The sequence below is a fragment of the Flavobacterium sp. MEB061 genome, from assembly GCF_000834715.1.
GTDB lineage: Bacteria > Bacteroidota > Bacteroidia > Flavobacteriales > Flavobacteriaceae > Flavobacterium > Flavobacterium pectinovorum.
In genome coordinates, this window is record NZ_JXQR01000010.1 from 27,561 (window position 1) to 53,463 (window position 25,903).

Below are 25,903 nucleotides of genomic sequence, written 5' to 3' on the forward strand. Positions count from 1 at the left end.
GCTTAAAGCGTAAAGCAAAAAAAAAATGATTACAACAGCAAAAAGATTAGATACAGTTGAAGAATACTACTTCTCATCAAAATTGAGAGAAGTTCGACAACTGCAGTCTGAAGGAAAATCTATCATCAATATGGGAATTGGAAGCCCTGATTTGAGTCCATCGAAAGCAGTAATTGAGGCGGTTGCCGGAGCAATTCAAGATGAGAATGGGCATGGTTATCAGAGCTATCAGGGATTACCGGAATTGAGAAAAGGAATGGCAGATTTTTATCAGAATCAGTTTGGTGTTGCATTAAATCCGAATAATGAGATTTTGCCTTTGATGGGTTCAAAAGAAGGGATTATGCATATTTCACTTGCATTTTTGAATGAAGGCGATCATGTTTTAATTCCAAATCCGGGTTATCCAACGTATACTTCGGTAACTAATTTGGTAGGAGCTGTTCCGGTTTATTATGATTTGAAAGAAGCGAATGCGTGGGTACCGGATTTTGAAGCTTTGGAAAAATTAGATCTTTCGAAAGTAAAAATTATGTGGCTGGGATATCCACACATGCCAACAGGAGCGAGAGGAAGTTTAGCGTTATTTGAAAAATTGGTTGCTTTTGCTAAAAAACACAACATATTATTGGTCAACGATAATCCGTATAGTTTTGTTTTAAATGATAACCCAATGAGTTTATTGCAGGTTGAAGGCGCAAAAGATGTGGCTCTGGAATTAAATTCATTAAGTAAAACCTTCAACATGGCAGGCTGGAGAGTGGGTATGGTTTTAGGGAATCCTGAAATTATCGACGCAGTCTTAAAAGTAAAAAGCAATATGGACAGCGGAATGTATTACGGAATTCAGAAAGGAGCTATTGCAGCTTTAAATTGTGATAAATCCTGGTTCGAAGATCAAAACAAAATTTACAGACGCCGCAGAGAATTAACAGAAAAACTAGCAGAAAAATTAGGTTGCAAAGTTTATAAAGAAGGAGTTGGGCTTTTTGTCTGGGCAAAACTTCCGGAAGGAATTGAATCAGCAGAAAAGTTCATTGACGAGATATTATACGAGAAACATATTTTTATAACACCGGGAACAATCTTCGGAAGTAACGGTGAAGGATATATTAGATTCTCATTGTGTGTAAAAGAGGAAAAAGTACAAGAAGCGATTGATAGGTTTTAGTGTTAAGATTTTAGAAGTAAGAATCAAGATTTTAGATTGCGAACTTTGCGTAAAGCCTTGCGAACTTTGCGGTTAAGAAACAAAAAATAAATATGAAAGTATACGTAATAGGAATAGGGTTAATAGGCGGTTCGATGGTGCTGGACATCAAAGAAAAACATCCAAACGCAACTATTTTTGGAATAGATAATAACGAAAAACATTTGCAGGAAGCAATTGATTTGGGTGTTATCGAGAAAGCAGGAAGTTTTGAAGATTTGGCTGAAGCCGATTTTGTAATCGTTTCAGTTCCTGTTGATGTAGCGCTGACGGTTTTACCTAAAGTTCTGGATTTGGTTGGAGATAAAACAATTGTTTTTGAAGTAGGTTCCACTAAAAAGCCAATTTGTGAAGCTGTAGCAAGTCATCCGAAGAGAAGAAACTTTATCGCAACACATCCTATTGCAGGAACAGAGTTTTCAGGACCTTCGGCAGCAATAAAAGGTTTGTTTCAGGGGAAAACGAATATTATTTGTGAAGTGGAAAAAACCACTTTTAAATTGCAGGAAAAGGCGTTGAAGCTTTTTGCAGAAATAGGAATGAGAATTCGATATATGGATCCGATTTCGCACGATAAACACATTGCTTACGTTTCTCATTTGTCGCACATTAGTTCGTTTATGCTCGGAAAAACAGTAATGAATAAGGAAAAAGACGAACAGGATATTTTTGACATGGCGGGAAGTGGATTTGAAAGTACCGTTCGTTTAGCAAAAAGTTCTCCCGCAATGTGGACACCAATTTTTAAGCAAAACAAAGAACATGTTATTGAAACATTAGAAGAATATATCTCAAACCTGAGTCGGTTTAGGGATTTGTTAAAAGAAGAAAATTACAATGCCATTTTTGAAGAAATGGAAAGCACGAATAAAATAAAAGAAATACTAAACGGATTAACAACAACTAAAAAGTAAATTAGAATTAAGATGGAAAATAAGAAAGAAATGAGAAAGTGGTTAGAAGATTTCAATTTAAATCACCCACTTGTGATAGCTGGACCATGTAGTGCAGAAACAGAAGATCAAGTATTGAAAATTGCTCACGAATTGAAAGATTCGAAAGTTAGTGTATTCAGAGCAGGAATCTGGAAACCAAGAACGCGTCCGGGAGGATTTGAAGGTGTTGGAGAAATTGGTTTGAAATGGTTACAAAAAGCTAAAAAAGAAACTGGTTTATTAATGGGTACTGAAGTTGCAACTGCAGCGCACTGTAAACTAGCTTTAGAACATGATATTGACGTTTTATGGGTTGGTGCTCGTACAACTGCAAATCCATTCGCAGTTCAGGAAATTGCTGATACTTTGAAAGGAACTGATAAAATCGTTTTGGTTAAAAACCCTGTAAACCCTGATTTAGCTTTATGGTTAGGTGGTGTTGAGCGTTTACACATGGCGGGAATCGAGAAATTAGGAGTTATTCACAGAGGTTTCTCGACTTACGAAAAAACAAAATACAGAAATATCCCGGAATGGCAAATTGCTATCGAATTGCAAAATAAATTTCCTGATTTACCATTAATCATCGATCCATCTCACATTACAGGAGATCGTAAAATGATTTTTGAAGTAACACAAGAGGCTTTAGATTTGAACTACGATGGTATGATTATCGAAACGCACTACGATCCGGACAACGCTTGGTCTGATGCTGCTCAACAAGTTACTCCAGACGCTTTGAAACAAATCATTAAAGATTTGACTATCAGAAAAACGGATGACACTACAGATGAGTACAGTTCAAAAATGACAAAACTAAGAGCAAACATCGACGTTCTTGATGCTAACTTATTAGAGTTATTAGGAAAACGTATGAAAGTAGCTGACGAAATTGGTCAGGTGAAAAAAGATGCAAACGTTGCAATTCTTCAAAACAATCGTTGGAACGAAATCTTAGGAAAAATGATTTTAGAAGGTGAGAAAAAAGGTCTTACTGAAGAGTTTGTTTTAAGAATGTTCAAAGCAATTCACCAGGAAAGTATCGGTCACCAAGAGAAAATTTTCAATGCATAATTTTTTTAAACCATATAAGTGGTATAAGTTTTTTAAGCTTTTTGTTTTCATTAATTTAAGTTTTCTTATATCATAATTAAAGATTAAATTGTTTTTTAAATCTCCATTTCTTCGAAAGAAGATTTGGAGATTTTTGGTTTTTATTACATAGCTACGGTTTCAACCGTGTGGACACAATCAATAATCATAATCTTTATCGCCAGGATTGAAACCGTGGACTATGTTTAAAATTATTCATTTATCTTTGCAAAGATTTAGGTTTTCAATCTGAAATCTAATCCCGAAGTTTCGGGACAACAATCTAAAATTAAAGAATGACAGGACTCGTATATAAATCTACAGGAAGTTGGTACACCGTAAAATCTGAAAAAGGCGATTTTATAGAATGCCGTATGAAAGGGAAGTTTAGGATGAAAGGTATTAAAAGTACAAATCCTATTGCTGTAGGCGATATTGTCGATTATGAACTCGAAGAAACTTCGGATGCAGTAACGGGAACGATTTTTAATATTCACGAAAGAAAAAATTACATCGTTCGTAAATCGGTTAACCTTTCGCATCAAATGCATATTATTGCGTCGAATATTGATCGCGTTTTTTTATTGATTACGATTAATAATCCGCCAACAACATTCAACTTTATAGATCGTTTTTTGGTAACTGCCGAGGCTTATAGTATCGAAACAATTCTAGTTTTTAATAAAATTGACACTTTTGACGAGCCAACGCTAGAAGATCAATTGTATATGCAATATGTGTATCAGCAAATTGGTTACAAATGCCTGCGTGTTTCTTCTACAGAAATGAAAGGTATTGATGAATTAAAAGAAATGATGATTGGTAAAGTTAGTATGTTCTCAGGACATTCAGGTGTTGGAAAATCGACTTTGGTAAATGCTATGGAACCATCTTTGCATCTTAAAACCAAAACCATTTCTGAGGCCAGCAAACAAGGTCAGCATACGACTACTTTTGCCGAAATGTATGATTTGTCATTTAATGCAAAAATCATCGATACGCCGGGAATTAAAGGCTTTGGAATCGTTGATATGGAAAAAGAAGAAATCAGCGGTTATTTTCCTGAATTTTTCAAATTGAAAGATCAATGCAAGTTTAACAATTGTTTACATAAAGAAGAACCGCATTGCGCCATAAAAGCAGCTTTAGAAAGAGACGAGATCGCCTGGTCGCGTTACAATAGTTATTTAAAGATCCTGGAAGGTGATGAAGAAAATTATCGTACAGATTCGTATGATGAAGATCGCAAAATTAGTGATGAAACAAGAAATCAGAAATAAATTCCAACTTGAAAATTCCAAATTCCAATTCTAATAATTTATAGGCATTAGTTTATTGTAGAGATGCACAGCAGTGCATCTAACGTTAGAATTTAAATCTTTTTAATCCGTGTAATCTGTGGCAAAAAACCACATCATTAGATAAAATATGAAAATAGTTCTTCAAAGAGTTTCCCAAGCATCCGTAACTGTGGATGGGAATAAAACTGCCGATATTCAAAAAGGATTATTGGTTTTAGTTGGAATTGAAGATTCCGATACTCAGGAAGATATTGACTGGCTTGTTGGGAAAATCATTAAAATGAGAATTTTTGGTGATGAAAATGATGTTATGAATTGTTCTGTTCAGGATATCGATGGCGATATTATTGTGGTTAGTCAGTTTACACTTCACGCTTCTACAAAAAAAGGAAATCGACCTTCGTATATAAAAGCTTCAAAACCAGAATTTGCAATTCCGATGTATGAGAATTTTGTAAAATCTTTAGAAAAAGAATTCAATAAAAAAGTACAAACCGGAATTTTTGGTGCAGATATGAAAGTTAGTCTGTTAAATGATGGCCCGGTTACTATTTTGATAGACAGTAAAAACAGAGAGTAAAAAATCATAAACAAATGTTAAGGATTTCTAAAAATAATATATATTTGGCGAAATTCCTTACTGATGAAAAGCCTCGTTTTTGCATTATTTTTTCTTCTATTTACCGTTATTTCTTCCGCTCAAAAGAGCGAATTTCCAGCATTTACAATTTCAGATAGTCTTAAACAAAATGCCAATGCGGTAGTTCGCTTAGATCAAACCGATATTACAATTTTGTCGCAGCGAAGCATGAATACCAAAAATCATCGCGTTGTAACTGTTTTTAACGAAAAAGGTTTTGATGATATCGATGCTTATGAATTTTATGATAAATCAACATCGGTTAAAAATATTGAGGCTATAATTTACGATGCTTTCGGAAAAGAAATTAAGAAAATAAAAAGAAAAGATTTCAAAGATCAAAGTGTTGTTGGTGGTGGAACTTTGTTTTCAGACAACAGGTATATCTTTTTGGATTATACCCCTATTTCTTATCCTTTTACAATTGAATTTAATAGTGAAGTTCAAACTTCTTCAACAGCTTTTATTCCAAAATGGATGCCTTTGAGAAGTTATGGTGTTAGTATCCAAAAGTCTTTTTTAAATGTAATTTACCCGGCAGATTTGGGTTTTAAAAAGAAAGAATTTCAATTTTTAGATTTTAATATAAAAAAAATAACAGATACCAATACACAACTGTCTTATACAGCCAGCAATATTTTGGCTCAGAAAAACGAAGATTATAGTCCGTCATATAAAGATCTTTTTCCTAAAGTAATGATGGGTTTAGAGCATTTTCACTTAGAAGGTGTTGATGGAACAGCCACAAATTGGGTTGATTTTGGCAAATGGTATTCTGAAAAAATATTATCCGGAACAACAGATTTGCCTGAAGAAACAAAAGCAAAAATTAAAGCTGTTGTTGGAGATGAAAAAGACCCAATAAAAAAAGCAAAATTAGTTTATGATTTTGTACAAAAAAAATCCCGCTATGTTAGTATCCAGGTTGGAATTGGCGGTTGGAAACCCATGTTGGCTACAGATGTCGATCGATTAGGTTACGGTGATTGTAAAGCTTTAACAAACTATACCAAAGCACTTTTGCAAGCTGTTGATGTTCCTTCGTATAATACAGTTTTATATGGAGATAGTTATAAAACCAATATAGAAGCCGATTTTGTTGCCATGCAGGGAAATCACATGATTTTGTGTATCCCAAACGGAAATCATTATACATGGCTGGAATGCACAAGTCAGGACGATCCTTTTGGTTATCAGGGAACTTTTACAGATGACAGAGATGTTTTGATAATTAAACCCGAAGGCGGAGAAATTGTTCGTACTAAAACCTATGACGACAAAGGCAATACTCAAACAGACAAAGGAAATTACACTATAGATGAAAACGGGAATTTTTCGGGATCACTTTCAATTGTTTCAGAAGGGTCACAATACAGTTCAAAATCAAGAATAGAACATTTGCAGCCTACAGAGAAAGAAAAACATTATAAAGAATATTGGGATAAAATCAATAATTTAAAACTTGGGAAAATAGTTTTTACTAACGATAAAGAAAATATTCGGTTTACAGAAAACATTCAGGTAAGTGCTATAAATTATGCTGTAATTGCTGCCAACAAATTAATTTTTCCCGTTGATGCTTTTAATCAAAATGCAAATAACATTAAACGAATTCGAAACAGAAAAAATCCATTTCAAATTCAGCGTGGATATTTAGATTCTGATGAAATAGAAATTAATTTACCTAATGGTTTTACGATCGAATTTTTACCATCAAACTATGAGTTAAAAGGGAAATTTGGGGAATACAAAACCGAAATCATCAAAAAAGAAAATAACAAACTCGTTTATAAGCGTTCGATGTTTTTAAATAAGGGAAAATATTCGAATAAAGAATACGATGAATACCGCCTTTTTATAGAACAAGTGTCCAGAAACGATAATGCCAAAATTATATTAACCAAGAACTAACCAGAAAACTAAACAAGCCAAAACCAATGAAATTTATTAAACCATTTTGTTTATCAATTCTTTTGTTATTGATTTCAAACGTAACTGCGCAGGAATTTAAATTAGGGAAAGTGTCTATTGCAGAATTACAGGAAAAAACACATCCAAATGATACAGCAGCTGCAGCAGCGATATTATATAAAAAAGGAAGTTCAAGAATCGAATACAATCAAAACGATGGATTTGTTACGGTAACTGATGTTGAGACCAGAATTAAAATCTACAAAAAAGAAGGTTATAGCTGGGTTACTCATAAGGTTTGGTATTATAACAACAGTAATATATCTGAGAAAGTTTCTTTTAGTGATGCGATTACTTATAATTTAGTAGATGGCAAAATCGAGAAAACAAAGTTAAAGAGCGAAGGAATATTTGATGAAGTCCGCAATAAATTTAGTGGGCAAAAAAAAATAACAATGCCAAATGTAAAAGAAGGTTCAATTATCGAATTTAAGTATACTATTAGAAGTCCAGCCAGAATGATTAGAGAATGGGATTTTCAAACCAGTATTCCGGTCAATTATTCTGAATTTGTAACTTTTGTTCCAGAATATTATACTTTTAATTCAAGGCAAAAAGGATATGTTTTTCCTAAAATGACTGTTGAAAAAAACAATAAGTCGATAATTATATCTTCTAAAGAAAGAGTTAATTCAGGCGGGTTTACAGCTACAAGAACAGAATTTTCTCAGGACAAGTTTGATTATATAGAAACAAAAACCACTTATGTTGGAGAAAATTTTCCAGCGATGAAAGATGAGGCTTTTGTAAATAACATTGATAACTACACATCAAGTATTCAGCATGAATTGTCGATGGTAAAATTTCCAAATGAGCCATTAAAACCTTATTCAACAGATTGGAATTCGGTAGTAAAAACAATTTACGATTATGAAACTTTTGGTCCTGAATTAAATAAAACCGGTTATTTTGAAAATGATTTAAAAGTAATTTTAGCTGGTAAAGATTCTCCGGAAGAAAAAATTATGACAATCTTAAATCATGTAAAATCGAGTGTAAAATGGAATGGATATTACGGTTATGATTGCGATAACGGAGTACGAAAATCATATAAAGAAAAATCAGGAAATGTTGGGGATATCAATTTAATGCTTACCGCAATGTTGCGTTATGCGGGTTTAACGGCAAATCCGGTTTTGGTGAGCACACGTTCAAACGGGATTCCTTTGTTCCCAAACAGAACAGCTTTTAATTATGTTATTGCCGCAGTTGAAACTCCAAATGGAAATATTTTACTGGATGCAACCGATAAATTTTCGACACCTAATATCTTGCCATTAAGAACACTAAACTGGCAGGGAAGATTAATTAGAAAAGACGGAACATCAGAAGATGTTGATTTAATGCCCAGCAAGCCATCCGGTGATAATGTTTTTATTAATTATACTATTGACAACGAAGGTAAAGTTACCGGAAAAACCAGAAGACAATGTACAGATTATAATGCAATGATAACGAGGGATAATATTTCTGGTTTGAAAGAAGAAGAATATCTGGAGAAACTGGAGAATGAAAATAATAAAATTGAAATAAGCGAATATTCAAGAACTAACGAAAAGGAAATTTTATTGCCAATTGTTGAAACTTATTCTTTTACAGGAAATAATTTATGCGAACAAATTGGTGGTAAAATCTATATTAATCCGATGTTATTTTTTACAAATGAAAAAAATCCTTTTAAGCAGGAAGTTAGAGAATATCCGGTTGATTTTGGTTTTCCATTTGCAGACAAGTATAATATTACCATTCAAATTCCGGAAGGTTTTTCGGTAGAGAGTTTGCCGGCGCCCGCAGTAATGACGATGGAGGATAATTTAGGAACTTTCAAATATAATATTGCAGTAAGCGGAAATTCTTTGCAATTAGTTGTTGCACATCAAATTAATGAAGCTATTGTAGGAACTGATAAGTATGAAATGCTAAAAGAATATTACAAGGCAATGATTGCAAAAGAAACAGAAAAAATAGTTTTAAAAAGAATATAATATGAGATTTTACGGTTTAGTATTGGTTGCTTTTTTACTTTTAAGTATTTCAAAAATTAACGCGCAAAATTATGAATTAGGCAAAGTAACAATTGAAGAATTACAGCAAAAAGTAAATGCAAAAGATACTACCGCAGCCGCAGCAGTTTTATTTAAAAAAGGGAAAACTTTTTTCACTTATACATCAGAAAGAGGTTTTACGGCTAATCATGTTTATGAATTTAAAATCAAAATATACAAAAAAGAAGGACTTAACCTGGCAAACCATAAAGTTTCTTACTACATAGGATATGAAAACAGGAATGATGATAGTGTTAGTTTTTCAAATGCAGCGACATATAATTTGGAAAATGGTGTCATTGTAAAAACAAAATTAAATAGGGAAGGTGTTTTTAATAGCAATATCAATAAATACTGGAATCAGGCAATGATTACTTTGCCCAACGTAAAAGTTGGGTCTGTTATCGAATTTAAATATGTTGTGAAATCCGAAAATCTGATTAGGCTTCCTGATTTCGATTTTCAATATCCTTTTCCTGTTGCTTTTTTTGAGTATAAAACTGAAATTCCTGAGTTCCTGATTTATAAAACAATACTTATCGGTCAAGTAAATATTAAGTCAAGCACTGAAGTAGTAGAGAGTAAACAAATATTTGCTACAGGCTACAAACAAATTAACAGTCTTTATACTTTTGAAAATATTCCTGCACTAAAAAATGAAAAATTTGTCGATAACATAAGCAATTATTCAGGTTCTATACAAAATGAATTAGAAAGAAAGCGATTTCCAAGTGAACCTATTGTAGATTTAACTAAGACATGGGAAGGAGTTGCAACTAGTATTTATGAAAATGAGAGTTTTGGAAAAGAGCTTAAACTTAAAAATTATTATTCTGAAGATTTAAAAATTTTATTAGCAAATGTAAACTTGCCTTTGGATCGGTTAAATGCAATATTCAACTTTGTTCAGAATAGAATGAACTGGAATAAAGAAAATGGATATTTTGTAGACAAAGGAGTTAAAAAAGCATATGAAGCAAGAACAGGAAATGTAGCAGAAATAAATTTCATTTTGATTTCGATGCTAAAAACTGCGGGTATAGAAGTGAGTCCGGTTTTGGTTAGTACCCTTGAAAATGGCGTGCCTGTATTTCCAAACCGTACTGTTTTTAATTATGTAATTGCCGCTGCAGAAATCGATGGAAAGAAAATTTTATTAGATGCAGCGAATAAGTTTACTACGTCAAATGTTTTGCCATTAAACCTATTAAACTGGAAAGGAAGACTTATAAAACAAGATGGTTCTTCGCAGGAAATTGATCTTATTCCGGAATCTCTGTCAAAAGGCAACTATACAATAATAGCCACTATAGATCCTGAATTAAGACAAATTCAGGGACAAGTTAGAATTAGAAGAGCAGATTATTCGGCACTTCAATTTAGAGAATTAAAAGTAAGCAATAATGATGAAGACGCTTATCTTGAAAAGTTAGAAAATGATTTGAGCAAAATCGAAATTAAAGATTATTTATTAGAAAATAAGAATGAAGATTTGTCGAAACCAGTGGTAGAGAAATTTAATTTTTCATGGAGCAATGCGTATGATATGATTAACGGGAAAATATTTTTAAAACCCTTGCTTTTCTTTACACACACTTCCAATCCGCTTGTTCAGGAAGAAAGACAAATGCCAGTTTATTTTGGATATCCGGATCAGAATGTTTACAATGTCTTCTTAAAAATCCCGGATGGCTATGTTGTAGAATCGCTTCCAAAACCAATAAGCATTAGTACAGAAGGTAAAGATGGTTTTTATATAATGAATATGAATACTGAAGAAAATAAAATACAAATTCAGGTGACAAAAGGAATAAACAAAGCTATTTTTGCAGCAAGTGATTACGATATGCTGAAAGAGTTTTTTCAGAAGATAATCGTCAGTCAAAATGAAAAAATTGTCCTTAAAAAAATATAATCATGGATTTGAAAAATGCACAACTAGACGTTGATACCTGGATAAAAGAACACGGAGTTCGCTATTTTAATGAATTAACAAATATGGCGCAGCTTACCGAAGAAGTTGGTGAAGTTGCCCGAATCATTGCTCGCAGATATGGTGAGCAATCTGAAAAAGAAAGCGATAAAAATAAAGATTTAGGCGAAGAACTGGCCGATGTTGTTTTTGTGGTTTTATGTTTGGCGAATCAAACCGGAATAGATTTACAAGCCGCTTTTGACAAAAAAATGGATTTAAAATCGGTTAGAGATAAAGATCGTCACAAAAACAACGATAAATTGAAATAATTGTGAAATATCAGTTATAAACTTTGAATTATGAGTTTTGAATTTTGAATTATGAATGGGGAGTGGTAAATTGCATGCCTGAATTAGGTTTCTAATCCATCATAATTCAAATTCACCACTTACAATAAAAAAAATGAATTTAAAATTAAGCACGAATTCACCATTCACCATTGATAATTCTCAATTAAATATAACTGGATCCAAAAGCGAAACCAATCGTTTATTATTACTGAAAGCATTATTTCCAAACATTACATTAGCCAATACCTCAAATTCTGATGATAGCGAAGTAATGCAAAAAGCTTTAATTGGAAATGATGAAATTGTAGATATTCATCATGCAGGAACTGCAATGCGTTTTTTAACAGCTTATTTTGCTGTAAATGAAGGCAGAGAAGTAGTAATGACAGGTTCAAGCAGAATGCAGGAACGTCCTATAAAAATTTTGGTTGAGGCTTTGGCACAATTGGGCGTTGAGATCTCTTATGAAAAAGAAGAAGGATATCCGCCAATACGAATTAAAGGAAAAAAAGTTACGGCTTCAAAAGTAACTTTGGCTGCCAATGTAAGCAGTCAGTATATTTCGGCTTTATTACTAGTCGCTTCAGAATTAGACAACGGTTTAGAGCTGACGTTGGAAGGAGAAATCACTTCAATTCCGTACATCAAAATGACTTTGGCTTTGCTAAATGATTTAGATATTCAAACCAGTTTTGAAGGAAATGTTATTAAAGTATATCCAAAAACAGAAGTTGCAGCTAAAGAAATGGTTGTAGAATCTGATTGGAGTTCGGCATCTTACTTTTTTAGTCTGGTTGCTTTGTCTGATTCCGCTTCACTTATGTTAAGCAGTTATAAAAAAGACAGTTTGCAGGGCGATTCAGAGTTGGTATCACTTTATGAAAAAATGGGTGTTCAGACTACGTTTGAAAACAATAAAATGACTTTGGTAAAACAAGAGAATTTTAAGTTTGAAGATGTAAATTTTGAATTAAATAATACTCCGGATATCGCGCAAACAATTGTTGTAACTTGTTTAGGTCTGGGAATTGGCTGTCATTTAACAGGTCTCCATACTTTAAAAATTAAAGAAACTGACAGATTGGAAGCGCTTAGAATTGAATTGACAAAATTGGGAGCCAATATTTCTGTTACTAATGATTCTTTGACTTTATTGCCTTCGCAAAATATTAATCATAATGTAAAAATCGGCACTTACAATGATCACCGTATGGCTATGGCTTTTGCGCCTTTAGCCCTGAAAGTTCCAATTATTATCGAAGATGCCGAAGTAGTTTCAAAATCATATCCAGATTTCTGGAATGATCTGAAAGCATTAAATTTCGAAGTATCAGAATTGTAAATAAAAATATTCACCACGAATTCACGAATTTTAAATAATAATTCGTGAATTCGTGGCGAAAAAATGCATAGCCTCCAGTTTTAACTGGAGGTTTTTTTATGAATTATTGTTTTCGGCTTTAGCCAAATAAATTATTGACATTTTACAAGAATCCGGATTAAATGAGCTTATACGACTTATATGTTAAAAAAAATCTTTTTTAATCAACTCGAAACGCCACTAAATCAACGACTTTTGAAAATAAACAGCAAAACACTTGACAACGCCTATCTCACAATCGTATATTTGCACACGATTTATAATTTTAGATAAAAAATCTAAAATCTACACTCTAAAAATCACAATGCCAATATGAAATTATCACATTTTCAATTTAACTTACCAAAAGAACTTTTAGCGGAATTTCCAGCAGAAAACAGAGATGAGTCTCGTTTAATGGTAATCGATCGTCAAAAACAAACTATAGAACATAAAATGTTTAAAGATGTTATCAACTATTTTGATGACGGAGACGTTTTAATTCTTAATAATACTAAAGTTTTCCCTGCACGTTTGTATGGAAACAAAGAAAAAACAGGAGCAAGAATTGAAGTTTTCTTATTAAGAGAATTAAATTCAGAGCAACGTCTTTGGGACGTTTTGGTAGATCCGGCCAGAAAAATCCGTATCGGTAACAAACTTTATTTTGGTGACGATGATTCGTTAGTTGCTGAGGTAATTGACAATACAACTTCTCGTGGTAGAACATTACGTTTTTTATATGACGGTTCTTACGAAGAGTTTAGAAACAAATTGACAGAACTTGGAGAAACTCCAATTCCTAAATACATCAACAGAGAAGTAACGGCTGAAGATGCTGAAAGATACCAGACAATCTACGCAAAAGAAGAAGGAGCTGTAGCGGCACCAACTGCTGGTTTACACTTCTCAAAACACCTTTTGAAAAAACTGGAAATTAAAGGAGTAAACTTTGCAGAAGTAACACTTCACGTAGGTTTAGGAACTTTTAATCCGGTTGAGGTTGAAGATTTATCAAAACACAAAATGGATTCTGAGGAATTGATCATTAAACAAGATGCTTGTGATATTGTAAATGCTGCAAAAATTGCGAAAAAACGTATTTGTGCAGTTGGAACAACTTCAATGCGTGCTATTGAAAGTTCAGTTTCATCTCAAAATACTTTAAATCCTTACGAAGGGTGGACAAATAAATTCATTTTTCCTCCTCACGATTTTAGTATTGCAAACTGTATGATTACAAATTTCCACACACCAAAATCAACATTATTAATGATGATTTCTGCTTTCTGTGGACATGATTTAATGAAAAAAGCATACGAAGAAGCAATCAAAGAAGGATACAAATTCTATTCTTACGGAGATGCAATGTTGATTCTATAATTTGCAAGTCAAATCAAATATAAAACCTGTCAGAAATGACGGGTTTTTTTATGGTTTAAAAGTTTCAGGTTTCAGGTTTCAAGTTGAACGCATCGTTGAGCTAACCTGAAACTTGAAACCTGAAACAAAATTAACTAACTATTATAGCATTTTTTGTTATTTTTACCTTTCAAAAATTATACAATGACTTTTCAAAATACACGCGAATTCGCGAAACAACTTGACTCACAAGATACTTTAAACCATTATCAGGATCAATTTATATTTCCTAAAGTAAATGACAAACGCGTAATCTATTTTACGGGAAACTCTTTAGGTTTACAGCCAAAACGCACCAAAGCTTATATCGATGAAGTAATGAATGACTGGGCAGAACTAGCCGTTGAAGGTCATTTTTATGCTCAAAAACCATGGTGGGATTATCAGGAAAGATTTGCAGAACCATTGAGTAAAATTGTTGGTGCTTTGCCATCTGAAGTTACGGTAATGAACACTTTGACAGTAAATCTTCATTTGTTGATGGTTTCATTTTATCAGCCAAAAGGCAAACGTTATAAAATTATCTGCGAAGAAAAAGCTTTTCCATCAGATCAATATATGTTTCAGAGTCAGGTTCATTTTCATGGATATAAAACAGAAGATGCAATTGTAGAAATCAAACGTCGTGAGGGCGAACATAATATCCGCCTGGAAGATGTTTTGGCAAAAATTGAAGAAGTTGGAGATGAACTTGCTCTCGTTTTAATTGGAGGAGTAAATTACTATACAGGACAAGTTTTTGATATTAAAACCATCACCGCTGCAGGACACAAAGCTGGAGCAAAAGTGGGTTGGGATCTGGCACACGCCGCCGGAAACATAAAACTTGAATTGCACGATTGGAATGTAGATTTCGCTGCATGGTGCAGTTATAAATATATGAATTCAGGTCCGGGAAATGCTTCCGGATGTTTTGTACATGAAAAACATCACAATGATGCTGATTTACCAAGATTTGCCGGCTGGTGGGGACATAATAAAGAACGTCGTTTTAAAATGGAACCAACTTTTGATCCCGTTCATGGGGCAGGAGGATGGCAAATTAGTAATTTACCGGTTCTTTCATTAGCGCCTTACCTGGCTTCAGTTGAAATGTTTGCTGAGGTTGGAATGGATGCTTTAATTGCAAAAAGAGATCATATAACTTCTTATTTAGAATTTATTCTGCATGAAATTGATAAGGAAGTAAAAGGTAATTTTGAAATTATTACACCTTCAAATCCCGAAGAAAGAGCTTCTCAATTGTCTGTTTTTTTACACGGCGAAGGAAGAAGTTTATTTGATTATTTAATGAAAAACGGAGTTATTACAGATTGGCGTGAACCTAATGTAATTCGTCTTGCACCAGTTCCACTGTATTGTTCTTATGAGGATATGTATGATTTTGGACAAATTCTGAAAAAAGGAATCTTAGGAAAATAAAAGAAATTCGCAAAGTTTTTTTTTACGCAGATTTTACAGATTTAAGCAGATTTTAAAATATTTTTCAAAAAGAATCTGCTAAAATCCATTTCAAATCTGCGTGAAAAAAAATCAACAAATAAAAAAATCCGTTTTTAATCAGTGTTTTGCTTTAGCAATCCGCGTCATCCGCGTTCTAATCTACAGGGCAATCTTCAAATTCTATAACCTTTCCACAAAATCCTGTAACTTAAACAAAAGCTATCTTCGTTAATTTGTAGTGTATAATAACTTAAAACTACAATCATGAAAACTGTATATATATTACTAGTAGCCCTATCAATTGTTTCTTGTCAGAATCAATCAAATGCGGATATGAAGAAGGCGAAACAGGCAAGTATAGATTCCATGAAAGTTGCAATTGAACAACAAAGAGTAATGGACTCGATGAAAACGGAGATGGCAAAAATAAAAGAAGAGCAACGAGTAGAATCTCAAAAAGTGGTAGTGGTACATCAACAGGCAGCAAACGGAAATACTGCAACTACGACAACTACAACTAAAAAGAAAGGCTGGAGTGCTACTGCTAAAGGTGCTGTAATTGGTGCCGGAGTTGGTGCTGCAACCGGAGCAATTGTAAGTAAGAAAAAAGGTGAGGGTGCCATTATCGGTGGTCTGGCCGGCGCCGCTTTAGGAACTGGGACAGGTGCCGTTATTGACAGTAAAAATAAAAAAGAGTAAGCTAAATAGCGCTATATATAAAACCCCGATCTGGATTTCCAGATCGGGGTTTTGTTTTTATACTAATTCTGGTGTTGGAATTTTTATTGATGCTAATTCCAATTTATAAAAATCGAACTGATATTTGATTTTTTCTGCATCGCTTCTAAAATAGAAACCGGATTCAAATAAATTCTGATAATAATCAATACCTTCCAGAAGATTAGCTTTAAAACTATTCCATTTTTTAAGTTGGTTGGCAGTAACTTCACCCGAAATAGTTTCAATCTCGTTTCTGAAATAATCGATATACATCTTTAATTCTTTCACAAATAAATTAGGGCGATTTTTAGCCCTTAAAACAGACTTATTTCCATAAATATGCTGCATCATACCAGTAAGTGAAACTTCTTGATCAAAATACGCCATATTAGGTCCAGGACAAATAACAACACCTTGGGCTTGTCCTTTTATTTTAATGTCATTTTCTAAATAGGAGGAATTGGCTAAACCAACACACAAACATGATTTTTCTGTGATTTTAGTTTTAGCATTCTCAAAAGCATTAATCGAAAGAGTGTTTTTGATACTATCTAATTCGGCTAATTTTATGTCCTGATATTTTTTAGATGCTGTACAAATTCCGTGAGGATCGTATTCTTTACTCAATGCCAGAAATTTTTTAGGGCAAGAGCTTCCTGCTTTATTTTCGTGGATTCGTTTTTGTTTTAAAATTTCATTTGATGTGCCTCTCACGGTATTAAAAGGAACTCCCAAAGGTGAAATATGACTCAAATACAAATCTTTTTCTTTCGCATTTATCAATAAGTTACGGGTTGTCTGGTCTACAGATGTTGCTTCGGGTACTAATAAAAAAGGAGAGCCCCAGCCAACAGAATCGACCTCGTATTTTTCTAATAAAAATTCATGTTCTTCCGCAGTTCCAACGCCGCCCTGAACGGTAATTTTTAAAGGCAGGGGCTGATCAGGAATGGGTGCATTTTTTTGTTGCAGCACTTTTATCATCAATTCATGGGCAGATTGAATTAATTGTTCTTTTTTCAGTTTAAATTCTTCCAGAATAGTTCCTAATAAAAGCCCATCAGTGGCAAAAGCGTGTCCGCCGCAGTTTAAACCTGATTCTATGCGATATTCAGAAACCCAAAGTCCTTTTTTAGCTAAAAAATTTCCCTGAATCATTGCAGATCTAAAATCACTAACTTTTAGAATAATTTTCTTTTTGAGTTCGTTTTTTTGATTTGGAAAAAAGTCTGAAAAATTCTCGAAATAGCTGTAAAGTCTTGGATTCATTCCCGCAGAAAGTACTACTGAAGATTCAAGATTGCTGTTTGCAAAACCTCTTAAAGCAGCATGGGCGTCATTAAACTCAATAGGGAGCTGTTCATTTTTGACAAAATTATCTTTGTCCAGTTTCGTCATGATATTTACATCAATTTCACCTGGAAAAAGATTGGATTCGATGTAGTTTTGAATGTTTTCTTTGAATAAAATTCCATCTTCCAGTAAATTTTGAAAACCTTTTTTAATGTCAGAAGTATTGGGTAATGTTGCTATAAAATTCTCTAAAGCGGTTTTACTTTCAGCTAATTCTGTTTTAAAACTTTCAAACTTCTGTTTTACGATTTTGTCTACTAAGTTTAGATACGAAGTGATTCTTTCGGCGCGATAATCATGGAATTTCTGATTTATTTCTTCATATGGAAAATTGAATTTGGTGCTGTAAAAATCACGCATCTTTTCAATTAAATCATCATCGGCTATAGAAATCACAGACGAAATCCCGTATTGCGCCACTCGTATCGGGCTGTCAATAGTATAAGCGAGTCCCATTACCGGAATATGAAAGGTATGTAAAGGCCTTTTTGTCATTTGTTTTCAAATTAAAATAAAAACAAATGTGAAGAAAAATAATTACTGAAAACCTGATAATTATCAGGTTCGAGGTTTCTTTACATAGCCAACGGTTTCAACCGTGGGAGACGGGGCGTAAAATACATTGTGTTCCAACGGTTAAAACCGTTGGCTATGTCAACAAATAAAAAATTTGCGGAAATTCGTGTAATTCGTGGCTAAAAAATACTAAATCAAAATCTTCTTCAAAGATTCTGCAATGCTTCGCCATAAAAAATTATAGAATGATTTTTCCTGAATTCTTTCAAGTTCAACCTCGGCGGTTTTTGCTTTGTCTTTTGAGTCGTTTTTTACTAATAAATTAACGACAGCAGATTTTAGTTTGGCTTCTTTTTCCGGGTTTTTCTTTTTGAATAATTTCACTTTCAGATCGTCATAATCTAAAGAGGCATTTCCTTTGGAGATATTATCATTTCCATAAAAATTAAAACGGTATTTATTAAAAACTCCCGTAAACGAAGCATTCATATAAGGCTTGCTGAATCGGCCAATAGCAGCAACATCAAAATTTAAAATAACGCCCTGAATATGAAAACTGTCTTTTTTATCTAAAACATTAAAATTCCAATTAACATTTAATGGCGACGTTTTCATGAACACGCAGTTAATTTTGATTTTTACATCATCCATTTTTTTTAATCCAAAACCACTTTTCAAATTTGTTGCCTGAAGATTAAAATGATCAAAGTTTAAAACACCCGGACCTTTAGAAAAATCAATTTCTTCTTCGTAAACCAGTTTTGATTTCAAGACTTGCAAAGTATCAATTTGAAGCGGAAATTTAATATTTCGTAATAAATGATTGTAAAGATATTTTTTGCTTAAATCATCTTTTGGCATTTTGCCACGATAGATATTGGCATCAAAATGATTGATTACAAGTGAATTTGCTTTAAAGAAAAAACGATCATTTTTAAAACCCCAATCCATTTTTGCTATTTGGGCTGAATCAAATTTTAGCGTATAAATATCCTTTTCCTTATCTAAATGCTTAATAAAATCTCGTCGGTTAAATTGAGGAAGATTAGAAAAATTATTGATTTTTATAAAGTTTTTTTCGGTACTTATTTTGCCAATGTTAATATGATAAAAAGCACTTGGTCTGTAAAATAAGCTATCAATAACCAAAGCGTAACTTTCATATCGAAGCGGAATTTTTTCGTTTAAGGTTGCATCGGTGATTAAAATACCTTCCAGTTTTAAAATCATTTTTTTAATACTGAAAATTGGTTTTTGAGTATCTAAAGAAACAACATCCACAGATGCGTCATTCAAATAAATGTTCGAAACAGCAATTATTTTACGAAAGGGTGCGATAATTTCATTTTTAATGCTTTTGCTGTTATTCAAAAGTTTTTCACCTTTTTTATATAAAATAACTCTGGGTTTATTGATGATAATGCTCTCGGCCTGAATAACGTCGCGAAAAGCCAAATCCCAAATATTAAAATGCTGAATGGTAATAGATTCGATTTTCGAAAAAAGCCCGTTTTTGCTGTCTTTAGGTTCATTTTTCGGGCTTACTAATAATGTCTCGGCGTAGATATTTCTGGAAAAAAGCGATACTTCAATTTTTTCGTAATTGATGTTATACGGCGTATTGTTTTTCTCGTGAATAATAATCGGAAGTTGTTTTTTGATCCAGTAATTCAGACCAATATTGGCAAAAATCACAAGTAAAAAAAGGGAAATTACACCGATTGCTATTTTTTTATATACTGACATTTATAGGATTGGTTTTAAATACATAAATTTAGGCTTTAAAAAAAAAGGATTATTACATTATTCTCTTTATTGGTTACATGATTTTACAAACCTTAATTATTTACTTATTTCAAAATATGAGAAGATTTAAAAAATTTCTGCTGGTTTTATTCGTACTTATAGTTGTAATTGGAATAGGTTTGTGCGCTTACATTTTTCATTTAAAGCCTAAATATGAAGGTGAATTAGAACTTAAAAACATCCAAAAAGAAACCATCGTTTATTTTGATGATTTTGGTGTTCCCCATATTTATGCCAATTCTGAAAAAGATGCAATGACAGCTTTAGGTTATGTACACGCGCAGGAAAGATTGTGGCAAATGGAATTATTACGCCGAATTGCTCCAGGGAAATTATCAGAGATTTTTGGATCTGTTGCACTTAAAAATGATATGTTTTTCTCCGGTATTGGTATCGAAGATGCTTCGGCGAAAGCCATAGCAAAACTGGATAAAAACAGCCAGAGTTATCAATTAACAATGGCGTATTTAGATGGAATTAATCAATATTTAGAGGAAGGCGTAACACCAATTGAATTTACTTTGGTTGGTGTAAAAAAGAAAAAATTTACGATAGAAGATGTTTATAATATTTTTGGATACATGTCTTTTAGTTTCGCAATGGCGCAAAAAACAGATCCTCTATTAACAGATATTCGCAATAAATACGGTTCTGCCTATTTGAAAGATTTAGGAATTGAAGGCGAATTTAATACGACACAAATCAAAAGTTCAAAAGAAAATATTGAAGAATATACAGCAATTTCAAAGTCGGTTGCGGCTTTGCTGGATAAATCGCCGATTCCACCATTCGTGGGCAGTAACAGCTGGGTTGCAGGACCAAATAAAACCAAAAGCGGAAAAGTAATTTTTGCGAATGATCCGCATATTGGGTTTTCGCAGCCTGGGACTTGGTACGAAGCGCATTTGGTAACGCCAAATCATGAATTGTACGGTTGTTATTTGGCCGGAACGCCGTTTCCGTTATTGGCACACAATCGCGATTATGCTTACGGATTAACGATGTTTGAAAATGATGACATCGATTTTTATCAGGAAAAAAATAAAGCCGGAGATTCAACTCAATATCAAACACCTGATGGTTTTGCAAAATATCAATTGATCAAAAAAACAATTAAAGTAAAAGATAGCTCTGATGTAGTTTTAACTGTAAAATCAAGTCGACACGGACCTATTATGAATGATTTGCTGGAACGTTTAGATCGTAAAAATCCAATTGCAATGACGTGGACTTATACCCAACAGCCGATTCAGATTTTGGATGCTGTTTATGGACTTTCGCACGCTAAAAGCAAAGATGATTTTAAAAAAGCAGTACAATTAGTTGCCGCGCCGGGATTGAACGTAATGTACGGCGATGCTAAAGGAAATGTAGCTTGGTGGGCAACGGGAAAATTATATAAACATAATAAAGGCGTGAGTACGTACTTTATTTTAGACGGTGCCAGCGGAAAAGATGATATTGCAGAATATCTGGATTTCTCCAAAAACCCATCTGCAGAAAATCCTGAATGGGGTTATGTGTATTCTGCGAATAACCAGCCGGAAGCTATTGATGGCTTTTTATATCCGGGATATTATTTGCCTGAAGATCGTGCAAAAAGAATTTCAGGTTTAATGGATGCAAAATCAAATTGGGATAAGGAAGAAATTAGTAAAATGATTTATGATAATACATCTGATGTTTCACCGGGCGTTGTTCAAAATCTAATTTCAAGTTTAAATAAAAAATCTCTTTCGATAGAAGAAAGACAGGCAATTGGAGTTTTAAAAGCCTGGAAAGGCACCAATAATTTAGAAGATATTGCGCCAACGATTTACAACAAATGGATTTATTTGTATTTGAAAAATACTTTTGAAGACGAAATGGGGTCTGACAATTTTAATTTATTTCTTGGAGTGAGTTTAGGAAAACAAATTATAGCCAGACAGATTGTAAATGAAAATTCGGTTTGGTGGGATAATATTAAAACCAAAAACGTAAAAGAAACCAGAAGTGAAATTGTATCAAAATCATTTCACGAAGCGATTACTGCACTTAAAAAACAATTAGGAAACAATGTTCCCAATTGGAATTGGGGAAAAGTTCATACCGTAGAACACGAACATCCGCTTGGAAAAGTGGCTGCTTTACGTAAATTATTTAATGTTGGCCCATTTGCAGATCCGGGATCGAATGAAGTAATTAACAATCAGTTTTTTGGATATAATGAAGAAGGGAAATATTATGTAAAAGGCGGACCTTCAACCAGAAGAATTGTTGATTTTGCAGATATTGAAAACAGTTGGAGCATTTTACCAACAGGACAATCGGGAAATCCTTTTAGCAAACATTACGACGATCAGGCCGATATGTTTGTTCACGGAAAATTCAGAAAAATGAAGTTGAATAAAGAAGAAATTATAAAAACTTCGACAAAATTGGTTTTCAAACCAGAGAAAAAATAGTTTTTTTGAAGTTGCTAAGGTTCTGAGTTGCTAAGATTCTAAGATTGCTATAAAAACTTAGAATCTCAGAACCTTAGCAACTTAGTATCTTATTTAGCCAAATACTTCCCGGTAACAACATCTTTGGCATAAATATCCAGATTGTTAAGCAGGACTTTGTTGGTTGTCATTGCGTTTGTAGTTTGGTAAGCCGTATTTTTTTGATATTCTTTTAATAATGTTTCTAATTCTACTTCGTTGTAAAAAGCAAACATATTATAAACCGCATCTCTAAAGTTTTTAAAGTTGATGGTTTCAGTTATTTGAACCGTTTTTTGTTCGTTCCATTTTTCTTTATATGCCGTTTCGTTTATTTTGGTCAAGCAATAATCAACAAAATAGGTTTTGTAATTGGTAACATCAATAATTTTATTGACAATAATAGTATTTTGCTGGGTTGGCATTGGCGCCTTAGCAACCGAAGTTTGAGAAATACAAATAGCAGGAACAAACATCAATAATACAAGAAACAGAAAGTAGTTTTTTTTCATAGGTTATCTTAAAATTGATTACAGTTTTTAAGCTGTAGATCAGGTTGATTTAGATTTTAAATATTATTTTTTGGGCTTGGCTAAAATAGTTTTTTTGTTCTGAATATTCAATGGAAAAATAACTTTTAAATAAAAAATCTCCGATAGCAAATTTTAAAATTTCTGCTGTTGGAGATTTGTAAAGTAATAGTGAAGAATAGCATTTTTCAATCCGTTATTTTCTCGAAGTGCGCATTGCTTTTACCACTTTTAGGTTTTTATCTTTTGATAGTGTTTGGTATTCCGGAGTTTCCATTCCGTATAAGGCAATTTTCCCATTTTCATCATTATGAATTCCCCAGCCGTAACGTTTGGTTAAAGGTGAAGCGCGAAAACACGCCTGACCTTTTGAGAAAAACTGTTCTCTGGATTTTTCATATTCTGATTTGGTTAAATCATGTTTATCTGCAAAAACCTGAAACAAAACATCATCAGAAGAATATTTATATGGATTTTTGCTGATCATGTCAAACTCAATATTGGCAACAGTTTTCTTGTCGCCTTTTTGTTGCGGGATTTCACCATTAGTTGCCAGACAATCTTCTGCAACTTCAATAAAAGTATTTTGATAATTTGTAGTGTGAATTTTCATATCATTTATTGATTAAATAGCTTAGCTAAAATAATCATTTTCAATAAAAAAAAACTCTAACAATCCAGTTTTAAACTGAATTATTAGAGTTAATTTGAATAATTTATTCTTTGTTACTGATTATTTCTTTTTCAAAATTTCTGCTAAAACTTCTTTTCCATGTTCATTTTTCGGATCAAGTTCTATCGATTTTTTGTAATTCGCAATTGCTAATTTTGTGTCTCCATCGGCTAAATAAGCTTCGCCTAAACTATCATACGCATTTCCGGATTTAGGAAAAGCTTCTACATTAATTTTAAAAACTTCAAGAGCTTCTTTCTTTTTTCCGGTCATTAATAATTGATATCCAACATTATTCATATCATCTTCCTTAATGCCATAAGTTGAATCTGCTTTTAGTTTTTTATAAGTTTCTGCTCCTGTGGCTGCGCCTTTTTCTGTTAATACATCTAATAATTCAAATGCCATTGATTTTTTTGGCTGATTAAAAGGCTGATTGTATAAAATATTTCTAATAGATTCTGTCATTTCACCCAAAACAGTTCTTCCTGTATTATTTAATAAAACAATAAGAATCTTGTCAGATGGAACGCGGGAGATATTGGTATTAAAACCATTAATTCCTCCGCCATGTTCAATAATTTTTACTTTTCCTTTAGTTCCGTTTGTTACATCTCTAAGAAACCATCCGTAACCATAAGCCTCATCTCCTTGTGCGATATAAGGCTTAAACAAAGATTCCATTGATTTTTCTGAAAGCAATTTGTTGGTATAAAGTGCCTGATCCCATAAATATAAATCTTCTACAGTAGAATATAAAGAACCCGCAGCATACGGAATACTCATGTCGATATAAGAAGAGTTTACGATTTTTTTACCTTGTTTTTCGTAACCAGCAGCTCTGTTTTTTAATATAACATCGCTGTGATCGTAACCAGAATTGACCATCTTTAAAGGAGTAAAAATAGTTTCCTGTAAATATTGCTCATAAGTTTTACCAGTAATTTTTTCAATAATATATCCCAATAAAAAATAACCCGAGTTACTATAAGCGAATTTTTCACCAGGTTTAAATTCAAGCGGTAAATTCGAAAATGTCTTCACGAAATCTGTAGGCGAATATGCATTTCGGGCCTTTTCATTCATGAAGTTGGGTGCGCTGGTATAATTTGGAATTCCGGATGTATGTGTCAATAAATTATGAATTGTAATTTTATCACCCGTTTCTTTTGGATAATCCGGTAAATAAGTTGTGATTGGAACATCTAATTTTATTTTGCCTTCTTCGGCCAATTTTACAATTAACAGAGCCGTAAATTGTTTACTTATAGAGCCTAATCTGAATTTTGTATCAGGTTGATTTGGAATATTCCACTCCATATTAGCAAAACCGTATCCTTTTTGCAAAATAACTTTTCCGTTTTCTGATACAAGTGCAGAGCCGTTAAATAATCCGTATTGATTGTATTTGTTTAATAATTCTTCAATTTGTTTTGCTTTGTCCTGCGCAGAAATATTCAAAGCAGATAATACAAGAAAGCAAACTGCAATAAGTTTGATTGGTTTTTTCATTTGATTAATTAGTTAGGTTAATGAGCGGTTTTTTGATTGTGAAATGATGAATGAAACTCTTCTAATTTATTAGACGACTATTCTTTCATTTTGTTTCAAATATCAATCATTTTTTTGGTATTTGTCTTAATAACTTATAAATACCACAAAAAAATAGCATTACTTTTTTATCGGTTTATGCTCATAACTAACAATTCGTTTCAATATCCAATTTTCATCTTTTCTTTCCCAAATGTGAATAAATTTTCCAGTTCCAACCGGAATATTATTGACTAGAAAAGTATGTTCGCCCAATTGTACCGCACCAAAATCGCCCAATTTATCGATTGTAGTGGAATTTAATTTTCGGGTAAGTTTTTCGGTTCCGGCACATTTTTCGGCCAACGATTTTATTTCGTTGCCTTTAGAAGTATTTAATCCGAAACGATCGTCGTAAAACTCGACATCTTCGGCTATTATTTTTTTAAAAATTGCCGCATCACATTGATTAAAGGCAACATCAAAAAGCAAACTGTCCATTTTTAGGATTTCATTTTTCAGGAGATCCATTTTTACCGTATCATTATTGGTTTGCCCTTTTGCTTCTCTGCTCAAAAACAATATAAAAAAGGCCAATGTGTTTATCATTCGTGTCATAGCTTTTA

Annotated in this window: 20 protein-coding genes; 14 read left to right on the forward strand and 6 right to left on the reverse strand. The window is 32.9% G+C overall.

The annotated features are described in order from the left end of the window. Positions 1-25 precede the first annotated feature (25 nt). The 13 genes from RT99_RS05095 to RT99_RS05155 all read left to right on the forward strand — a co-directional run bounded on the left by RT99_RS05095 (position 26) and on the right by RT99_RS05155 (position 16,383). On the forward strand, positions 26-1,171 hold the full coding sequence (locus RT99_RS05095) for a pyridoxal phosphate-dependent aminotransferase (protein WP_042563666.1): 1,146 nt from the start codon (positions 26-28) through the stop codon (positions 1,169-1,171). Between the two features lie 92 nt (positions 1,172-1,263). Then, a complete protein-coding gene (locus RT99_RS05100; protein ID WP_042563667.1) occupies positions 1,264-2,124 on the forward strand; it encodes a prephenate dehydrogenase in 861 nt (286 codons plus the stop codon). Positions 2,125-2,136: 12 nt separating this feature from the next. Continuing rightward, positions 2,137-3,219, forward strand: a complete 1,083-nt coding sequence (locus RT99_RS05105) for a bifunctional 3-deoxy-7-phosphoheptulonate synthase/chorismate mutase type II (RefSeq protein WP_026983484.1) — start codon at positions 2,137-2,139, stop codon at positions 3,217-3,219. Positions 3,220-3,533: 314 nt separating this feature from the next. Beyond that, positions 3,534-4,517, forward strand: a complete 984-nt coding sequence (rsgA, locus tag RT99_RS05110) for a ribosome small subunit-dependent GTPase A (protein WP_042563668.1) — start codon at positions 3,534-3,536, stop codon at positions 4,515-4,517. Between the two features lie 148 nt (positions 4,518-4,665). Then, positions 4,666-5,118 carry a D-aminoacyl-tRNA deacylase gene (gene dtd, locus RT99_RS05115; RefSeq protein ID WP_042563669.1) on the forward strand — a complete coding sequence of 151 codons (453 nt, stop codon included), beginning with the start codon at positions 4,666-4,668 and terminating at the stop codon, positions 5,116-5,118. A 63-nt stretch (positions 5,119-5,181) separates the two neighbouring features. After that, a complete protein-coding gene (locus RT99_RS05120) occupies positions 5,182-7,089 on the forward strand; it encodes a DUF3857 domain-containing protein (protein ID WP_042563670.1) in 1,908 nt (635 codons plus the stop codon). 26 nt (positions 7,090-7,115) lie between these two features. Further along, positions 7,116-9,134 carry a DUF3857 domain-containing protein gene (locus RT99_RS05125; protein ID WP_042563671.1) on the forward strand — a complete coding sequence of 673 codons (2,019 nt, stop codon included), beginning with the start codon at positions 7,116-7,118 and terminating at the stop codon, positions 9,132-9,134. 1 nt (position 9,135) lies between these two features. Continuing rightward, positions 9,136-11,109, forward strand: coding sequence for a DUF3857 domain-containing protein (locus RT99_RS05130; protein ID WP_042563672.1), 1,974 nt, complete (start codon positions 9,136-9,138; stop codon positions 11,107-11,109). Positions 11,110-11,111: 2 nt separating this feature from the next. After that, positions 11,112-11,438: a nucleotide pyrophosphohydrolase gene (locus RT99_RS05135; RefSeq protein ID WP_012022600.1), complete on the forward strand. Its 327-nt coding sequence runs from the start codon at positions 11,112-11,114 to the stop codon at positions 11,436-11,438. Positions 11,439-11,571: 133 nt separating this feature from the next. Next, positions 11,572-12,801: a 3-phosphoshikimate 1-carboxyvinyltransferase gene (aroA, locus tag RT99_RS05140; RefSeq protein ID WP_042563673.1), complete on the forward strand. Its 1,230-nt coding sequence runs from the start codon at positions 11,572-11,574 to the stop codon at positions 12,799-12,801. Between the two features lie 351 nt (positions 12,802-13,152). Then, positions 13,153-14,202 (forward strand): tRNA preQ1(34) S-adenosylmethionine ribosyltransferase-isomerase QueA, encoded by a 1,050-nt coding sequence (gene queA / locus RT99_RS05145; RefSeq protein ID WP_042563674.1) that lies wholly within the window; start codon positions 13,153-13,155, stop codon positions 14,200-14,202. A gap of 183 nt (positions 14,203-14,385) precedes the next feature. Continuing rightward, entirely contained in the window at positions 14,386-15,663 is a 1,278-nt protein-coding gene (gene kynU, locus RT99_RS05150; protein WP_042563675.1) for a kynureninase, read from the forward strand. Positions 15,664-15,948: 285 nt separating this feature from the next. Next, complete coding sequence (locus RT99_RS05155) at positions 15,949-16,383, forward strand: YMGG-like glycine zipper-containing protein (protein WP_042563676.1); 435 nt, start codon at positions 15,949-15,951, stop codon at positions 16,381-16,383. Positions 16,384-16,440: 57 nt separating this feature from the next. On the opposite strand, the gene RT99_RS05160 is transcribed toward RT99_RS05155, so the two are convergent. After that, on the reverse strand, positions 16,441-18,252 hold the full coding sequence (locus RT99_RS05160) for a hypothetical protein (RefSeq protein ID WP_042563677.1): 1,812 nt from the start codon (positions 18,250-18,252) through the stop codon (positions 16,441-16,443). A gap of 210 nt (positions 18,253-18,462) precedes the next feature. Beyond that, complete coding sequence (locus tag RT99_RS05165) at positions 18,463-20,019, reverse strand: hypothetical protein (RefSeq protein WP_042563678.1); 1,557 nt, start codon at positions 20,017-20,019, stop codon at positions 18,463-18,465. Positions 20,020-20,135: 116 nt separating this feature from the next. On the opposite strand from RT99_RS05165, the gene RT99_RS05170 reads away from it, so the two are divergent. Continuing rightward, positions 20,136-22,526 carry a penicillin acylase family protein gene (locus RT99_RS05170; protein ID WP_042563679.1) on the forward strand — a complete coding sequence of 797 codons (2,391 nt, stop codon included), beginning with the start codon at positions 20,136-20,138 and terminating at the stop codon, positions 22,524-22,526. An 89-nt stretch (positions 22,527-22,615) separates the two neighbouring features. Here the strand turns inward: RT99_RS05170 and RT99_RS05175 are convergent, their stop codons facing one another. The 4 genes from RT99_RS05175 to RT99_RS05190 all read right to left on the reverse strand — a co-directional run bounded on the left by RT99_RS05175 (position 22,616) and on the right by RT99_RS05190 (position 25,895). Then, positions 22,616-23,056 (reverse strand): hypothetical protein, encoded by a 441-nt coding sequence (locus RT99_RS05175; protein WP_042563680.1) that lies wholly within the window; start codon positions 23,054-23,056, stop codon positions 22,616-22,618. Between the two features lie 214 nt (positions 23,057-23,270). Continuing rightward, positions 23,271-23,687 carry a DUF6157 family protein gene (locus RT99_RS05180; protein WP_042563681.1) on the reverse strand — a complete coding sequence of 139 codons (417 nt, stop codon included), beginning with the start codon at positions 23,685-23,687 and terminating at the stop codon, positions 23,271-23,273. Between the two features lie 120 nt (positions 23,688-23,807). Next, positions 23,808-25,259, reverse strand: coding sequence for a serine hydrolase (locus tag RT99_RS05185; RefSeq protein WP_042563682.1), 1,452 nt, complete (start codon positions 25,257-25,259; stop codon positions 23,808-23,810). Positions 25,260-25,418: 159 nt separating this feature from the next. Next, the gene (locus RT99_RS05190) at positions 25,419-25,895 is read right to left on the reverse strand and encodes a nuclear transport factor 2 family protein (protein ID WP_042563683.1); all 477 of its coding nucleotides are present in this window, start codon (positions 25,893-25,895) and stop codon (positions 25,419-25,421) included. Positions 25,896-25,903 lie beyond the last annotated feature (8 nt).

Excerpts from the sequence above, each read along its gene's own strand:
- RT99_RS05095 (WP_042563666.1), top strand. The coding sequence starts at position 26 with ATGATTACAACAGCAAAAAGATTAGATACAGTTGAAGAATACTACTTC.
- RT99_RS05100 (WP_042563667.1), top strand. The coding sequence starts at position 1,264 with ATGAAAGTATACGTAATAGGAATAGGGTTAATAGGCGGTTCGATGGTG.
- RT99_RS05105 (WP_026983484.1), top strand. The coding sequence starts at position 2,137 with ATGGAAAATAAGAAAGAAATGAGAAAGTGGTTAGAAGATTTCAATTTA.
- rsgA (WP_042563668.1), top strand. The coding sequence starts at position 3,534 with ATGACAGGACTCGTATATAAATCTACAGGAAGTTGGTACACCGTAAAA.
- dtd (WP_042563669.1), top strand. The coding sequence starts at position 4,666 with ATGAAAATAGTTCTTCAAAGAGTTTCCCAAGCATCCGTAACTGTGGAT.
- RT99_RS05120 (WP_042563670.1), top strand. The coding sequence starts at position 5,182 with ATGAAAAGCCTCGTTTTTGCATTATTTTTTCTTCTATTTACCGTTATT.
- RT99_RS05125 (WP_042563671.1), top strand. The coding sequence starts at position 7,116 with ATGAAATTTATTAAACCATTTTGTTTATCAATTCTTTTGTTATTGATT.
- RT99_RS05130 (WP_042563672.1), top strand. The coding sequence starts at position 9,136 with ATGAGATTTTACGGTTTAGTATTGGTTGCTTTTTTACTTTTAAGTATT.
- RT99_RS05135 (WP_012022600.1), top strand. The coding sequence starts at position 11,112 with ATGGATTTGAAAAATGCACAACTAGACGTTGATACCTGGATAAAAGAA.
- aroA (WP_042563673.1), top strand. The coding sequence starts at position 11,572 with ATGAATTTAAAATTAAGCACGAATTCACCATTCACCATTGATAATTCT.
- queA (WP_042563674.1), top strand. The coding sequence starts at position 13,153 with ATGAAATTATCACATTTTCAATTTAACTTACCAAAAGAACTTTTAGCG.
- kynU (WP_042563675.1), top strand. The coding sequence starts at position 14,386 with ATGACTTTTCAAAATACACGCGAATTCGCGAAACAACTTGACTCACAA.
- RT99_RS05155 (WP_042563676.1), top strand. The coding sequence starts at position 15,949 with ATGAAAACTGTATATATATTACTAGTAGCCCTATCAATTGTTTCTTGT.
- RT99_RS05160 (WP_042563677.1), bottom strand. The coding sequence starts at position 18,252 with ATGACAAAAAGGCCTTTACATACCTTTCATATTCCGGTAATGGGACTC.
- RT99_RS05165 (WP_042563678.1), bottom strand. The coding sequence starts at position 20,019 with ATGTCAGTATATAAAAAAATAGCAATCGGTGTAATTTCCCTTTTTTTA.
- RT99_RS05170 (WP_042563679.1), top strand. The coding sequence starts at position 20,136 with ATGAGAAGATTTAAAAAATTTCTGCTGGTTTTATTCGTACTTATAGTT.
- RT99_RS05175 (WP_042563680.1), bottom strand. The coding sequence starts at position 23,056 with ATGAAAAAAAACTACTTTCTGTTTCTTGTATTATTGATGTTTGTTCCT.
- RT99_RS05180 (WP_042563681.1), bottom strand. The coding sequence starts at position 23,687 with ATGAAAATTCACACTACAAATTATCAAAATACTTTTATTGAAGTTGCA.
- RT99_RS05185 (WP_042563682.1), bottom strand. The coding sequence starts at position 25,259 with ATGAAAAAACCAATCAAACTTATTGCAGTTTGCTTTCTTGTATTATCT.
- RT99_RS05190 (WP_042563683.1), bottom strand. The coding sequence starts at position 25,895 with ATGACACGAATGATAAACACATTGGCCTTTTTTATATTGTTTTTGAGC.